At 68.5% G+C, this 13,692-nt stretch carries 17 protein-coding genes; 7 read left to right on the forward strand and 10 right to left on the reverse strand.

Annotated elements, in window-relative coordinates; genetic code table 11:
* Nucleotides 1-19: 19 nt before the first annotated feature.
* Both ACWDXS_RS19155 and ACWDXS_RS19160 read right to left on the reverse strand, forming a co-directional pair.
* Complete coding sequence (locus ACWDXS_RS19155; protein WP_378988646.1) at nucleotides 20-766, reverse strand: DUF3159 domain-containing protein; 747 nt, start codon at nucleotides 764-766, stop codon at nucleotides 20-22.
* A 3-nt stretch (nucleotides 767-769) separates the two neighbouring features.
* Nucleotides 770-1,177 (reverse strand): OB-fold nucleic acid binding domain-containing protein, encoded by a 408-nt coding sequence (locus ACWDXS_RS19160; RefSeq protein WP_067458744.1) that lies wholly within the window; start codon nucleotides 1,175-1,177, stop codon nucleotides 770-772.
* Nucleotides 1,178-1,251: 74 nt separating this feature from the next.
* Between ACWDXS_RS19160 and ACWDXS_RS19165 the strand changes: the two genes are divergently transcribed.
* Nucleotides 1,252-1,995 (forward strand): alpha/beta fold hydrolase, encoded by a 744-nt coding sequence (locus ACWDXS_RS19165; RefSeq protein WP_449967316.1) that lies wholly within the window; start codon nucleotides 1,252-1,254, stop codon nucleotides 1,993-1,995.
* A 131-nt stretch (nucleotides 1,996-2,126) separates the two neighbouring features.
* Here ACWDXS_RS19165 and ACWDXS_RS19170 read toward each other — a convergent pair whose 3' ends face one another.
* Both ACWDXS_RS19170 and dut read right to left on the reverse strand, forming a co-directional pair.
* Complete coding sequence (locus ACWDXS_RS19170) at nucleotides 2,127-3,029, reverse strand: DUF3710 domain-containing protein (RefSeq protein ID WP_449967494.1); 903 nt, start codon at nucleotides 3,027-3,029, stop codon at nucleotides 2,127-2,129.
* A gap of 5 nt (nucleotides 3,030-3,034) precedes the next feature.
* The gene (dut, locus tag ACWDXS_RS19175) at nucleotides 3,035-3,505 is read right to left on the reverse strand and encodes a dUTP diphosphatase (RefSeq protein WP_358063315.1); all 471 of its coding nucleotides are present in this window, start codon (nucleotides 3,503-3,505) and stop codon (nucleotides 3,035-3,037) included.
* 72 nt (nucleotides 3,506-3,577) lie between these two features.
* Between dut and ACWDXS_RS19180 the strand changes: the two genes are divergently transcribed.
* Nucleotides 3,578-4,114 carry a DUF3093 domain-containing protein gene (locus ACWDXS_RS19180; RefSeq protein WP_378988640.1) on the forward strand — a complete coding sequence of 179 codons (537 nt, stop codon included), beginning with the start codon at nucleotides 3,578-3,580 and terminating at the stop codon, nucleotides 4,112-4,114.
* An 83-nt stretch (nucleotides 4,115-4,197) separates the two neighbouring features.
* Here the strand turns inward: ACWDXS_RS19180 and ACWDXS_RS19185 are convergent, their stop codons facing one another.
* Nucleotides 4,198-4,500 (reverse strand): DUF4193 domain-containing protein, encoded by a 303-nt coding sequence (locus ACWDXS_RS19185; protein ID WP_056811237.1) that lies wholly within the window; start codon nucleotides 4,498-4,500, stop codon nucleotides 4,198-4,200.
* A 375-nt stretch (nucleotides 4,501-4,875) separates the two neighbouring features.
* Between ACWDXS_RS19185 and cei the strand changes: the two genes are divergently transcribed.
* A complete protein-coding gene (gene cei, locus ACWDXS_RS19190) occupies nucleotides 4,876-5,559 on the forward strand; it encodes an envelope integrity protein Cei (protein WP_378626688.1) in 684 nt (227 codons plus the stop codon).
* A gap of 5 nt (nucleotides 5,560-5,564) precedes the next feature.
* Here cei and ACWDXS_RS19195 read toward each other — a convergent pair whose 3' ends face one another.
* The gene (locus ACWDXS_RS19195; protein ID WP_449967323.1) at nucleotides 5,565-6,464 is read right to left on the reverse strand and encodes an inositol monophosphatase family protein; all 900 of its coding nucleotides are present in this window, start codon (nucleotides 6,462-6,464) and stop codon (nucleotides 5,565-5,567) included.
* A gap of 108 nt (nucleotides 6,465-6,572) precedes the next feature.
* On the opposite strand from ACWDXS_RS19195, the gene ppgK reads away from it, so the two are divergent.
* The 3 genes from ppgK to ACWDXS_RS19210 all read left to right on the forward strand — a co-directional run bounded on the left by ppgK (nucleotide 6,573) and on the right by ACWDXS_RS19210 (nucleotide 10,083).
* A complete protein-coding gene (gene ppgK / locus ACWDXS_RS19200) occupies nucleotides 6,573-7,331 on the forward strand; it encodes a polyphosphate--glucose phosphotransferase (RefSeq protein ID WP_449967326.1) in 759 nt (252 codons plus the stop codon).
* 245 nt (nucleotides 7,332-7,576) lie between these two features.
* Entirely contained in the window at nucleotides 7,577-8,950 is a 1,374-nt protein-coding gene (locus tag ACWDXS_RS19205) for an RNA polymerase sigma factor (protein WP_378626684.1), read from the forward strand.
* Between the two features lie 242 nt (nucleotides 8,951-9,192).
* Nucleotides 9,193-10,083 (forward strand): MHYT domain-containing protein, encoded by an 891-nt coding sequence (locus tag ACWDXS_RS19210; protein WP_378988634.1) that lies wholly within the window; start codon nucleotides 9,193-9,195, stop codon nucleotides 10,081-10,083.
* On the opposite strand, the gene ACWDXS_RS19215 is transcribed toward ACWDXS_RS19210, so the two are convergent.
* From ACWDXS_RS19215 to ACWDXS_RS19225, 3 genes are read right to left on the reverse strand one after another with little or no spacing between them, the layout of a single operon-like run.
* Nucleotides 10,084-11,262 carry a cation:proton antiporter gene (locus tag ACWDXS_RS19215; RefSeq protein ID WP_449967331.1) on the reverse strand — a complete coding sequence of 393 codons (1,179 nt, stop codon included), beginning with the start codon at nucleotides 11,260-11,262 and terminating at the stop codon, nucleotides 10,084-10,086.
* A gap of 5 nt (nucleotides 11,263-11,267) precedes the next feature.
* Nucleotides 11,268-11,750 (reverse strand): cation:proton antiporter regulatory subunit, encoded by a 483-nt coding sequence (locus tag ACWDXS_RS19220; protein ID WP_101466659.1) that lies wholly within the window; start codon nucleotides 11,748-11,750, stop codon nucleotides 11,268-11,270.
* Between the two features lie 37 nt (nucleotides 11,751-11,787).
* On the reverse strand, nucleotides 11,788-12,159 hold the full coding sequence (locus ACWDXS_RS19225) for a DUF952 domain-containing protein (RefSeq protein ID WP_378988630.1): 372 nt from the start codon (nucleotides 12,157-12,159) through the stop codon (nucleotides 11,788-11,790).
* A gap of 402 nt (nucleotides 12,160-12,561) precedes the next feature.
* Between ACWDXS_RS19225 and ACWDXS_RS19230 the strand changes: the two genes are divergently transcribed.
* Nucleotides 12,562-12,756, forward strand: coding sequence for a DUF7455 domain-containing protein (locus ACWDXS_RS19230; protein WP_378988628.1), 195 nt, complete (start codon nucleotides 12,562-12,564; stop codon nucleotides 12,754-12,756).
* Between the two features lie 101 nt (nucleotides 12,757-12,857).
* Here the strand turns inward: ACWDXS_RS19230 and ACWDXS_RS19235 are convergent, their stop codons facing one another.
* Nucleotides 12,858-13,616 carry a TetR/AcrR family transcriptional regulator gene (locus ACWDXS_RS19235; protein WP_378988626.1) on the reverse strand — a complete coding sequence of 253 codons (759 nt, stop codon included), beginning with the start codon at nucleotides 13,614-13,616 and terminating at the stop codon, nucleotides 12,858-12,860.
* Nucleotides 13,617-13,692 lie beyond the last annotated feature (76 nt).

Here is a 13,692-nt window from a genome sequence, read left to right on the forward strand (position 1 = left end):
GGCGGCGCGCTGACCACCCTTACGCGGGCACGGATTCCGTTCCGGCGCCGGGCTTGTCGGCTTTCTCGGCGGGCAGGTGCCCGGCGCGGCGCACCGCCCACACGGTGACCACCAGGGCGACCGCGGTGAGCGGCCAGCCCATGCCGATCCGCGCCACGGCCAGCCAGGTGGTGTGGTCGGTGTCGTAGAGCTGCGACTGCACCAGGTAGCGGGCGCCGAACACGACCACCCAGACCGCGGTGGCCAGGTCGTAGAGCTTGCGGATGCGCTTGTCGGTCCGCCAGCGGTGACCGTGCCCGTTGAGCGCGCCCCAGATCACCCCGACCAGCGGCCTGCGCAGCAGGATCGACACCGCGAACACGCCCGCGTACACCAGGCTGGTGTAGATGCCGAACAGGAAGAAGCCCTTGGCCTCCCCCACTCGCTGGGCGATGAGCGCGCACAGGCCGACGCCGAGGAAGCCGGAGACGGCAGGCTGGATGGGGCTGCGCTGCACCAGTCGCCAGATCAGGATGGCGGCGGCGACGCCGAGAGCGGCCCAGATGGCCACGGTGAGGCCCGCGAAGGTGTTCACCGGGACGAAAACCAGAACGGGGAGGGTGGAATAGATCAGGCCGCTGAAACCACCGAGCTGCTCGAGCAAGGTTTGTTCGGCCTTGTCGACCTCGGTGTCGATCTCCGGGTCCACCTGTTCATCGGTGACCACGGGCAACGCCACGGTGGCTTCGGGGTCCGCGGCAGTGCGGTACTCGTCGCTGGAGGGCATACGTCAGCTGTTCCCGCGCAATTCGTAGTAGGGGTTGAAGATCACCTTGCGGCCGTCGCGGTCGCCGACGCGACCACGGACCAGAATGCGCCTGCCCGGTTCGATACCGGGAATGCGCCTGCGCCCGATCCACACCAGGGTGATGGCATCGGTGCCGTCGAAGAACTCGGCCTGCACCGTGGCACCGGCCGCCTTGGGACACGCCTCGACACTGCGGAGTCTGCCCAGAATCGTCGCCTCTTCGCCACGACAGCAATCCTTGGCCCGCCGGGCACCGGACGCATCGGCCGTCTCGGCCAATTCCTCGGCGTCGAGCTGGTCGATATCGGCGGTGAGACGACGACCGAGTCGGCGAAAATATCCCGAGTCCGGACCCGATCCCGACTTGTGTCCGCCCGTGGATGACGACATGTCACGCTTCTCCCGCTAGTTGGCCGTACACCGCCACTGTAGATGGGCAAACGCCCGGCCGCTACGCTCGGTCGGTGTTGCGCACCCCACCCCAGGTCACCGTGGTCGCCCTGCCGGGGACCGGCTCCGACGCCGATTTCGCGGCCCGCGCGTTCGGGCCTGCCGCCCTCGCGTACGGACTCGCCTTCCACGCCGTCGAACCGGACCCGCAGGCCGTGATCGGGAGCTGTACCGCGGCTTTGGACGCTGCCGCGGCGCGCGGTCCGGTCCTGGCCGCGGGCATCTCCCTCGGCGCCGCGATCGCACTCGACTGGGCAGCCGAGCACCGTACCGCGGTAGTCGGTGTCATCACAGCATTACCCGCCTGGACGGGTGCCGAAACCGCCGCGTGCCCAGCCGCGTTGAGCGCCGCGGTTACCGCCGAGCAACTGCGAGCCGACGGTCTGGAGGCGGTGCTGGAGCGAATGCGCGCCTCGAGTCCACCCTGGCTGGCCGACGCACTGACCCAGTCCTGGCGCGGGCAGTGGCCGCATCTGCCCGCCGCACTGGACGAGGCCGCCGCGTACGCGTGGCCGTCGCTGGACGACTTGGCGGGCAACGACGTGCCGGTCGCGGTCGTCGGCGCCGGCGACGACCCGGTCCACCCGATCGCCGTCGCTGAGGAATGGGCGGCAACATTGCCGTCAGCCCGACTGCACCGGGTGACACTCGCCGAGCTGGGCGCCGACCCGGCGATCCTCGGGCACACCGGGTTCGCAGAGTTGAGCGCGCTGCTACCAGCGACACTCACGCAACGAACAGCCTTGCAGGACAACTGATTTCGCGAATACACGGGTAACTCGTTCGGATACCCCCGACACCACACCCGCCCCGAACCGCAGGCCCGGGTCACCCGCCGAACCGCCTCCCCACGACCGGCGAAAGTCGCGGAGAGGCGGCGGAGCCACGCCTAGTTCAGGCCGAGTTGCTGCATGGCCGAACCGTCCGCGCCTCGACGCGGCTCGTCCGGCAGTTTCGGCGGGAGGGCCGAGGGCGGCGGAGCGGCCGCGGCGGCCGCCTGGGCCTCGAGCGCGTCCTGCTGGGCCTGGACCTGCTGCTGATGGGCGGCGGCCAGCTGTTCGGCCAGTTCCTGAGGCAGGACCACCGGGAGCGGGTCACGCACGGGCAGGGGGTCGGTGCCGCGGCGGACCACGGCGTCGGCCAGGACCGCGCGGGCAGCGGTGATCAGCGGGCTGCGGTCGTCGACGGCGCCCTTGGGGCCGGCGGCGACCAGCCGGATCATCCAGCGAGGACCGTCGACACCGATGAAACGCAGATCGGCGCCCTCGGTGATCGCCTTGACCTCGCGGCCCCACGGGCCCTTCTCGACAGCCACGCTCGCGCCGTCACCGCGCAGCGACTCCGCCAGATCCGCGGCGACCGTGCGCCACTGACCCGCCGACTTCGGCGCGGCGTAGGCGGCGACCGTGAGCCTGCCGTGCTCGGTGGCCAGGTGCACCGCCTGCGGGGTGCCGTCGGGACTCATCTCCACCTGCAACTGCCCGCCCTGGGGCACCGGGATGAGCACCGAGCCGAGATCGAGGCGACGCGAGATGGCCTCGTCGGAGACCTCGCTGATGTCGTAGGGGCCCGCGGCGGCATCGGGGGCATGGTCGAAATTGCCGTAGATGCGCTCATCGGTCGGAGCGTCGTCGAAGTCCAGGCGCGCGAAGTCGGGGCGCTGGAACTCGTCGGTGTCGTACTCGTCGGAGTCCGCGTCCAAGTCGTAGTCCGCCTCGTCGTACTCGACGTCGTCGTAGTCGACATAGTCGTCGGCGGCGTCGTCACGCGCGCGCTTCTTCTTTCCGAACAGACCCATCACGCCTCCTTGTCGGCCAGGCTGGCATGCCCGCCGCTCGACCCGTACCCGCCGGTGCCACGGGCGGTGTCGTCGAGATCGTCGACCTCGGCGAAGTCGACCAACTCGACCCGCTGCACCAGCAACTGCGCGATGCGGTCGCCGCGACGCAGCTCGATGGCGGTGCGTGGGTCGTGGTTGATCAGGCACACCTTGATCTCACCGCGGTAACCCGCGTCGACCGTGCCGGGCGTGTTGACCACCGACAGACCGGCCTTCGCCGCCAAGCCGGACCGGGGGTGGATCAAGCCGACCGTGCCCATCGGCAACGCGATCGCGATCCCGGTACCGACCAGCACCCGCTCGCCCGGTTCGATGATCACATCCTCGGTGGTACAGAGGTCGACGCCCGCGTCACCCGGATGGGCACGCGTCGGCACAGGGATGCCGGGATCGAGCCGCCGCAGCGGAATCGGTGCAAGTGCGTTCACATCGGTCGAGACTACGCGGTCGAGGCCGGACCTTCTCGTCGCAGCCCTGGTGCGGTGACCTAGTGTTGAGGGGTGCCCGACCAGCCCCATTCCCCGACGACCGCGACCACAGACACCGACCACGGCGCGCCGAGCGCGCAGGGTCCGTCGCCCTACTCCGAGCGCCTGTGGGTGCCGCTGTGGTGGTGGCCGGTCGGCTTCGCGATCGCGGGCCTGCTCGCGGCCGAGATCCATATGGGCGCGCCGGGTCTGCGGGCCTGGCTGCCGTACGTGTTGCTGGCGCCGGTCCCGGTCTGGATTCTGTTGTGGATGAGCAGGCATCGCCTGGATGTCACCGTGGCCGACGATGGTACGGCGGAACTGCGCGTCGACCGCGCCCACCTACCGGTGAGCTTCGTCGCGCGCGCCGCGGCCGTCGCGCCGACGGCCAAGAGTGCGGCGCTGGGCCGACAACTCGACCCCGCCGCCTATGTGCAGCACCGGGCCTGGATCGGCCCGATGGCATTGCTGGTGCTGGACGACCCGGACGACCCCACGCCGTACTGGTTGGTCAGTACGCGTAGGCCGGACCGGGTCTTGGCCGCGCTCGGACTCCCGAGCGCGGGCTGACCCTTCCTCGCTGATCCCTGCGGATCAGTCTGCGTAGCCCATGCGGGTCGATCGACCGCACGGTGCCACGCACTTGCCTGCCGCTAGAGCGCGCAATCCATGCAGATGAGCTGTCCACCCTTCTCGGTGGCCAGTCGGCTGCGGTGATGCACGAGGAAACAGCTCGAGCAGGTGAACTCGTCCGCCTGCTTCGGGACCACCCGAACGCTGAGTACCTCGTCGGACAAGTCCGCGCCGGGAAGCTCGAACGATTCCGCTGTATCGGATTCGTCGATGTCCACGACGGCGGACTGCGCCTCGTTGCGGCGGGCCTTCAGCTCCTCGAGCGAATCCTCCGACACCTCGTCGGATTCGGTGCGCCGCGGTGCGTCATAGTCGGTTGCCATGTCGTCTTCCCCTCAGTCCTTACTCCGTATATCCCGGATCAGTCGATTGCCGTAACCCCGCAGGGTTCCGGCGTTCGTACCGCCCCGCCGGTGGTGCACCTCACACGTGCACCGGTCGTCTATCAGGTTCGATCGACCAGCGATCTACTCCGACAGCGTTCGGTAAACGCAGGACATGCCCTTGTTGTTCCCGCGACCGACCACCGTTTCACCGGTAAATATTCGATCTGGGCGGCCAGACAATAGCGGACCGATGGACGAAAGTCGCAATCAAACCCGCGCCGAGCCGAAACCGACGACGAATCGTCACCTGCCGGGAAACTCGCCGAGACCTCCCCGACTCGCGCACCGCCGCGGGACTCGTAGAGTGAGCGCGTGGTTTCACTGATCACCGAAGGCAGCGCGACAGATCGCGACGGCAAACCCTTTCCGCGGCGGCGGCCCGAGCTCTGGCTCGCGCTCGTCCTCGTGCTGGCTCTGGTGAGCCTGTTCGTCTGGATCACGGCGTTCCGAACCCGTGACGACAGCAACGAACCGATGGCGTGCAACGCGCCGAGCACGCCGACGGCCACCAACGCGCCGCAGCCCGCGGCACTGGGTACCCGGGTGGGTCCGACGCGACTCGCCGAGGTCGACCCGGCGGCCCTGTCGGAGTCGCGGGTGCGGGTGTTCAACGCCAACGGCAAGAGCGGCCAAGCGGGCAACATCGGCGCGGCACTGGCCGACCTCGGCTTCGCCGGCGCGCCGGGGACACAGGTCGGTAACGATCCGGTCTATGTCAGCGGCGACCTCACCTGCACCGGTCAGATCCGGTTCGGTGTGAACGGGCGGCCCGCGGCCGCGTCGGTGCAGTTGATCGCGCCCTGCGCCGAGCTGATCGAGGATCCGCGCACCGACGACACCGTCGACCTGGTCCTCGGGCAGGCGTTCGGTGAATCATTGCGACCCGGCGCCGACGCCGAGGCAGTGCTCCGGTCGCTCAAGAACCTGGCCCCCGGCGCGAGCTCGTCCTCGATCGACCCGGACCTCCTCGACGCCGCACGCGAAGTCAAGTGCTGAGCGCTCTAGTCCGGTAGCGCCGTCGGCGCGCCGACCCGGTCGAGCAGGTCGGTGAGGTCCCCGGCGATACCGGGGGCCGCGACGACGGTCAGTTCGCCCGCGGCCCCGCCGACGGTGACCGGGGGGACGTGCACGATCGCCCCCGCTTCGGCGGCGATGAGGGCACCCGCCGCCCAGTCCCAGGCGTTGAGGCCGTGCTCGTAGTACGCCTCGAGCCTGCCCGAGGCGACATGGCACAGGTCCATGGCGGCGGCGCCGAGGCGGCGGATGTCGCGGATCCGCGGCAGGATCTCGGTGAGCAGCTGCGCCTGGCGGGCCCGGCGCGCGCTGCCATAGGCGAAGCCGGTGGCTACCAGGGCCACCGAGAGCGAATCCTCGCTACTGCAGCGCAGTGTCACCCGGGTGCCGTCCGGTCGCACAGCGTGCGATCCAGCGCCCAGCGCGGCGCTGTAGGTGGTGGCGGCGGCGACGTCCACCACGGCGCCCGCCACGGGCTTGCCGTCGACCACCGCGCCCACCGAGACGGCGTAGCCGGGCAGCCCGTAGAGGAAGTTCACGGTGCCGTCGATCGGGTCGACGACCCAGGTGACGGCCCCCGGCGCGGTGGCGCCGACATCGCCGCCGCCCTCCTCCCCCAGAATCGCGTCGCCGGGCCTGTGCTCGGCGAGCAGCTTGCGGATCAGCTGTTCGGATTCGGTGTCGACGATGGTGACCGGATCGGTGACGTGTCCCTTGGTGGCCACGGCGCCTGCCACGGGTCCGTCGTCGGCGAATACCTCGGGCCTGCGGGCACGCACGTGCGCGGCGGCCGTCTCGGCGAGCTCGACGGCCAGGCGCCGCAACTGCTCGTAATCGGCGGATGTGGTGGGGGCGGTTACGGTCTCGGGCTCGGTGTATTCGGGCACCCACCCATCGCATCACATGTCGTGGCTCGTCGCGCGAGGGGTGACTACCGCTACTCTTCTCCCTGGTGTCTGCCAGGCACCTCGACCACGTCAGCAAGGGGTTGAACCATGTCCACTCGGGGGCACGCATTCGGTATCGATATCGGCGGCAGCGGGGTGAAGGGCGCCGAGGTCGATCTGGCCACCGGCCTGCTCACCCATGAGCGCATCAAGATCCCGACACCGCGGCCGTCGACGCCCGACGCCGTCGCCGGGGCGGTCGCCGAACTCGTCGCGCAGGCGGGGTGGGAGGGCCCGGTGGGTATCACCATGCCGTGCGTGGTGCTCGACGGCCACGCCAGAACCGCGGCCAACATCGACCAGGCCTGGATCGGCACCGACGCCCGCGCGTTGTTCGCGAAGGCGCTGGGCGGGCGCGAGGTCACCGTGCTCAACGACGCCGACGCGGCGGGACTGGCCGAGGACCGCTACGGCACCGCGCACGACCTCCACGGGCTGACGCTGCTGCTCACCTTCGGCACCGGCATCGGCTCCGCGCTGCTCTACGACGGCGTGCTGGTGCCCAACTCCGAGCTCGGCCATCTCAAGATCGAGGGCGTCGACGCCGAGGATCTGGCCGCGGCCTCGGTCAAGGACAACGAGGACCTCACCTACCCGGAGTGGGCGCAGCGGGTGAGTCGCGTGTTGGGTCACATCGAGGATCTGTTCTGGCCGAAGGTGATCGTGGCGGGCGGCGGCATCAGCCGTGATCACGAACAGTGGATTCCGTTGCTCACCAACCGAACTCCCGTGATTCCGGCCGTATTGAAGAACACCGCGGGTATCGTCGGCGCGGCGATGGCCATCGATGCGGGCCTCGCGCCGTAGCCCGGCGCGGCCTGCGACGCAACGCCTGGGTGGCATCGTGCCATGAGTACCCTGGTTGGATCGTTACAATGGAACACGTCCGGCGGTGAGCCGGTGAAACCTTCCGGCCGCGGCCGGTCGCGAGAAGGTCGGTGAACGAGCGCCGACTTCCCCGGCCGACGCATCGCCGGTGCAACCCGACCGACCGCTCCGCCGGAAAACCACTCTGGCGTGACGCCGCACGAGACCGTCACGAAAGGGCGTACGTGGTAGCCACGAATACCCGTCAGACCGCCGACTCGGCCTCCGACGCCGATGCCGACGACGCCGTAACCCCGGCCAAGAAGGCGCCGGCCAAAAAGGCCGCTGCCAAAAAGGCGCCGGCGAAGAAGGCCGTAGCCAAGAAGGCGCCGGCGAAGAAGGCTGCCGCCAAGAAGGCTCCGGCCAAGAAAACCGCCGCGAAGAAGGCGACCTCGGGCGAGGGCGGTGAGGAGCAGCTCGACGACGAGTCGGTCGAGGTCGACGATCTCGGTGATCTCGAAGTCGCCGAAGACGAACTCGTCGGCGAGGAAGTCGTCGTCGAAGACGTCACCGAGGAAGCCGCCGAGGTCGCCGATACCGCGGAGCCGTCCGAGAAGGACAAGGCTTCCGGCGATTTCGTCTGGGACGAGGAGGAGTCCGAAGCGCTGCGTCAAGCACGCAAGGACGCCGAACTCACCGCCTCCGCCGACTCGGTGCGCGCCTACCTCAAGCAGATCGGCAAGGTCGCGCTGCTCAACGCGGAGGAGGAGGTCGAACTCGCCAAGCGAATCGAGGCCGGCCTGTTCGCCGCGGAGAAGATGCGCGAGTTCGCCGAGGCGGGCGAGAAGCTCTCGGTCACCACGCGCCGCGATTTCAACTGGATCGTGCGCGACGGCAACCGGGCCAAGAACCACCTGCTCGAGGCCAACCTGCGACTGGTCGTCTCGCTGGCCAAGCGCTACACCGGCCGCGGCATGGCGTTCCTCGATCTCATCCAGGAAGGCAACCTGGGTCTGATCCGCGCGGTCGAGAAGTTCGACTACACCAAGGGTTACAAGTTCTCGACCTACGCGACGTGGTGGATCCGCCAGGCCATCACCCGCGCCATGGCCGACCAGGCCCGCACCATCCGTATCCCGGTGCACATGGTCGAGGTCATCAACAAGCTCGGCCGCATCCAGCGCGAGCTGCTCCAGGACCTGGGCCGTGAGCCCACGCCGGAGGAGCTCGCCAAGGAAATGGACATCACGCCGGAGAAGGTCCTCGAGATCCAGCAGTACGCGCGTGAACCGATCTCGCTCGACCAGACCATCGGCGACGAGGGCGACAGCCAGCTCGGTGACTTCATCGAGGATTCCGAGGCGGTCGTCGCGGTCGACGCGGTGAGCTTCACCCTGCTGCAGGATCAGCTGCAGTCGGTGCTGGAGACGTTGTCCGAGCGTGAGGCGGGCGTGGTGCGGTTGCGCTTCGGCCTCACCGACGGTCAGCCGCGCACCCTCGACGAGATCGGTCAGGTCTACGGCGTCACGCGTGAGCGCATCCGTCAGATCGAATCGAAGACGATGAGCAAGCTGCGCCACCCGAGCCGTTCACAGGTTCTGCGCGACTACCTCGACTAGGTTCCGCACAAGGGGCCCGCACCACCGAATCGGTGGTGCGGGCCTCTTTTTTGTTTCCTCCGCTACATTCCTAGCGGTCTGTTTTATCCAGTAAATCGGTGAGTAATCTTTTCGTGATCAAACCCACACTGCTGGATTGCACTGTGGAGGACCCGGATTGGCGATCTTCGACGTATCGTCACACCCAGCTTTTCGTTCTACCGCCTCAGGTCTGCGGTATCGGCATTGAGGGTTTTTCGCGCGTGCTCGACATTTATCACTTCAGCTACGGCTGGATCACCCCGGTTCTCGCCTACTTCATGTCCGTCACGGGTTGTCTGCTCGGACTGCAGTGCGCGGCCCGCGGTCGCAATGCCACCGAGGGACGGGTCGGCTGGCTCATCGGCGCCGCGATCGCGATCGGCGGAACCGGGATCTGGGTCATGCATTTCATCGCGATGCTCGGCTTCACCATCCGCGGCACCGAGATCCGCTACGACATCCCGTTGACGCTGTTCAGCGCGATCACCGCGATGGTGGTGGTCGGAATCGGGCTGTTCATGGTCAACAAGCCGCAGCCGACCCTGCGCTCACTGCTCACCGGTGGCGTCATCACCGGCCTCGGTGTCGGGACCATGCACTACACCGGCATGTACGCGATGAGATCCAGCGCGACCGTGCGATACGACCCGGCGATCGTGGCCCTGTCGATGGTGATCGCGGTGGTGGCATCGGTCGTGGCGCTGTGGTTCACGTTGCGCGTCAAGGGATTTCTCGCCACCGTGGGTGCGGCACTGATCATGGGTGTGGCCGTGTGCGGCATGCACTACACCGGGATGGCCTCGATGCACGCGCACACCGGACATCAAACCGCGCCCGCGACCGGCGCCGAGGCGATGCAATTGCTGGCGCCGCTGATCGGGGTGAGCAGCATCGTCACCATGCTCGTGCTGATCAGTGTGAGCCTCACCGAGATCGAGAACGAGGAAGCACTGCCACGCATGTGGCTCACCTCGCGGCACCGGCCCCAGCCGCGGCCGGCCGCGCCCGCGCGCCCGGCCGCGCAGTACGCGCCGCCGGTCCAGCACGAGTACCGCACCGAGGAATTGAGTTACGACGGTGCGGGCGCCTGGCCACGCCGGGTCGTCGACTGATCAGGTCGTCGCGACACCCGAACGGCGCCTGACGAATTCGGCCACCGGCTCGACGACCCGGGCCGCGATCGGGCCGAGGATCGCCATCAGCAGCACATAGGCGGAGGCGAGCGCGGCCAGCTTCGCGTCGGCCTTGCCGTAGGCGACCGCCAATCCGGCGATGACGATGGAGAATTCGCCGCGCGCCACCAGCGCGGCGCCCGCCCTCGCCCGACCCATCTGCCGGATTCCCTGCCTGCTCGCCGCCCACCAACCGACCGCGATCTTGGTGCCGGTGGTCACCACCGCCAGCGCGACCGCCCAGGCGAACACCGGCGGGATCGCGGTCGGGTCGATCGACAGACCGAACGCGACGAAGAAGATCGCCGCGAACAGATCACGCAGTGGCTCCAGTAGTTTCGCGGCCTCGTGCGCGGTGGACCCCGAGATGGCGATGCCGAGCAGGAACGCGCCGACCGCGGCCGAGACATTGAGCGCCGAGGCCGCCCCGGCCACGAGCAGCGCGGCGCCGAGCAGCTGGAGCAGGAACACCTCGCGATCGGCGCTGTCGAGTACGGCCGAGACCACCCGCCCGAACCGCAGCGCCACCACGAGCACCACCGTGATGGTCGCCAGCGCGACCGCGAGGGAGATCAATCCGCTCAGCAGGCTCAACCCGGCCAGCAGCATGGTCAGGATCGGCAGGTACACCGCCATCGCGAGGTCTTCGAGCACCAGGATCGACAGCACCACGGGCGTCTCGCGGTTACCGAGACGGCCCAGATCGTCGAGGACCTTGGCCACGATCCCCGACGACGAGATGTAGGTGACCCCGCCGAGCACGACGGCGCCGAGCACACCCCAGCCCATGATGAGCGCGACCGCGACCCCGGGCAGGGCGTTGGCCACCAGATCGAGCACTCCGGCGGCCCAGGAGCGCCGCAGACCGGTCATCAGCTCGGGGGCGGTGTACTCGAGCCCGAGCAGCAGAAGCAGCAGCACGACGCCGATCTCGCTCGCCATGTGCCCGAACTCGGTGGCGGCGTCGAGCTCGATGAAACCGCCGCGGCCGAACGCCAGTCCGCCCAGCAGGTACAGCGGAATCGGGGACATCCCGAAGCGGCCCGCCACTCGCCCGCAGATCCCCAGCGCGAACAAGATCACGCCGAGCTCGAGCAGAGCCAAGGCCTGCGAGGTCACGGCGGTCAGCCGTGCACGAGAATCTTCGCGGCCGCTTCCAGGCCGTCCGGGGTGCCGACGACCACGAGCAGATCACCCTCGGTGAAGGTGAAGTCCGGGCCGGGTGACGGGTGGAGCTGACCGGCGCGCATCACCGCGACGATCGAGGTCTTCGTGCGGGTGCGCATGCCGGTCTCGCCGAGCGTCCGGCCCGCGTAGGGGGATTCGTCGACGATGGCGAGCTGGCGGGTGGTGATGCCCGGCAGATCGCGATGGTCGTCGTTGAGTTTGGCGACCAGCTGCGGCGCGCCGAGCAGGTTCGCCAGTACCGACGCCTCGTCGGTGGACAGCGGCACCTGGGCGGCGATGGCGTCCGGGTCGTCGGGTTTGGACACGATCAGATCGATGTCACCGTCGCGGTGGGCGACCACCCCGACGCGGCGCCCCGACCTGACTTCGAAATCCTTGCGCACTCCGATGCCCGGTAGCGCTGTGACGTCGACGTTCACACCGTCAACAGTAGACGCGCCCGGCCGCGATTGTGGTCTACGCCACTCCCTCCCGGCGCGGTGTGCTGAACACGCCGTCGGATCCGGGCAGATACGGCTGCGCGGCCAGCACCGCGGCGACCGGCAGCGCCGCGTAGAGGTGCGGGAACAGCATCGACGACGGGTCGCTCGGCACGCCCGGTTCCCACTTCACCGCACCGGTGAACGCCGCCGGATCCAGCCACAGCACGACCATGTCGGCGCGCCCGGCAAAGAGTCGATTGGCGGGCAGGTGGACCTGCTCCGGGGTGGACAGGTGCACGAAGCCCGCGTCGGCCAGCGAAGGCGGTCTGCGCTCGCCCACGCGGCGAGCTTCCTCCCATTCTTGGGAAGAACACAGGTGAACAAGGGTGTGAGTGTCGGATGTCACGGGTAATCTCCGGGTAGACAACAGGTTCGGACGGTCAAGACCCTGTCACAACTCGATCGTGTTCGGCCCGCTTCGGTGCTCGGCTCGTCCGTAACGAGCAACACCGCAGCGAGCGACATATCGGTGAGCGGCAGGTTCGAGTGGGAGGTGGCATCAGCGCTTCGCGGGTGATCGGTGGGTGCTCGAGACCGACGACCGGCGGGTGTTCGCTTTCAGCGAAACCGCAGGTCTGTTATCGAAAACACAAAGATTCACTTCCGGGAACAAAGCCTGAACCCCGAACGTCTGACAGAGTAGTCGTACCACTGCTGGGAAGTAGCGGATGCGAGCCGCGTGGAGTGACCACGAGGCCCACACCTAGGCGAACGGCCACGCAGCGCCGGGAGCCGGGACGGAGGAGTCATGCCAGGAACACTGACCAGCACCCCACTGACCGCACTCGATCGTTGCGATCGCTGCGGGGCGGCTGCCCGAGTGCGTGCCGTGCTTCCCGCGGGTGGCGAGTTGCTCTTCTGCCAGCACCACGCGAATGAACACATGGACCGCTTGCGCGAACTCGAAGCCGTGCTCAACACGGACGAAGCTCCCGCGATCTGACCACTCCTCGCGTCCGAAACAACCACATCTGACAACAGAAAACTCCCGACAGCGGGCGACCCGGACAGGGCGCCCGCTGTCGCTGTATCCGGGTATCCCGGCTATCGGGCGTCGGCGAGAATGCCGTCGACGAGGGTCGCCACGCCGTAGTCGAACGCGCCCTCCGGGTCGGCGGGCGCCTGGTAGTGCTCGCCGACGGCCGTACCGACCCGCCCGGCGAGCGGGAATTCGCCTGCGGGCATCACCTGGGCCAGCAAGGGGCCGTTGACCTCCCACCATCGGGCGTCGCTCAGCTGCGCGGCGGCGCCCGCGGCCGCGATGGCGAGGCGGGCATTTCCGGTCGCGAAGTCGGTGAGGACCGCGATCGCGCGGTCCATGGCCAGATCGCTCAGGCCGATGCCCTCGATCGCGGCCAGCTGATGTTCGTAGCGGCGCATCCGGGCGGGGCCGAGCACCTGGCGCCACGGGGACACCGCGAGGAGCCAGGGGTGCTCGATCAGCTCGGCCCTGATCCGGGTGGCGACGGTGATCATGCGTTCGCGGACCGGCAGGTCGGCCGGGATCGGGGAGTCCGCGGCGGCCACGGCGTCGACCATGAGCACGATCAGGGCGTCCTTGCTGGGGACATAGGTGTAGAGACTCATCGCGCGCAGACCGAGTTGCGTGGCGACCGCGCGGATCGTCAGCTTGTCGATGCCGTCGCGGTCGGCCAGGGTGATACCCGCCGCCACCACATCGTCGACGGTGAGCCCGGGTTTCGGGCCGCGCGCGCCCGGCTTCGACGGCAAGGAGTGCCGCCACAGCAATTCGAGGATCCGGGTGGCCTGAGCGGTCGATTCCCCGTCCTGGTCAGCGGGCACGAGCCATCCTCTCCGGAGATTGTGTCGAGCGTTCAGGAATAAACTCAGTACAGTGTACGTTGTTCGGTTGTTCGTG

This window comes from Nocardia sp. NPDC003183, from assembly GCF_053590715.1.

Coding starts and splice junctions, on each gene's coding strand:
- ACWDXS_RS19155 (WP_378988646.1), bottom strand. CDS start 766: ATGCCCTCCAGCGACGAGTACCGCACTGCCGCGGACCCCGAAGCCACC.
- ACWDXS_RS19160 (WP_067458744.1), bottom strand. CDS start 1,177: ATGTCGTCATCCACGGGCGGACACAAGTCGGGATCGGGTCCGGACTCG.
- ACWDXS_RS19185 (WP_056811237.1), bottom strand. CDS start 4,500: ATGGCAACCGACTATGACGCACCGCGGCGCACCGAATCCGACGAGGTG.
- ppgK (WP_449967326.1), top strand. CDS start 6,573: ATGTCCACTCGGGGGCACGCATTCGGTATCGATATCGGCGGCAGCGGG.
- ACWDXS_RS19230 (WP_378988628.1), top strand. CDS start 12,562: ATGCCAGGAACACTGACCAGCACCCCACTGACCGCACTCGATCGTTGC.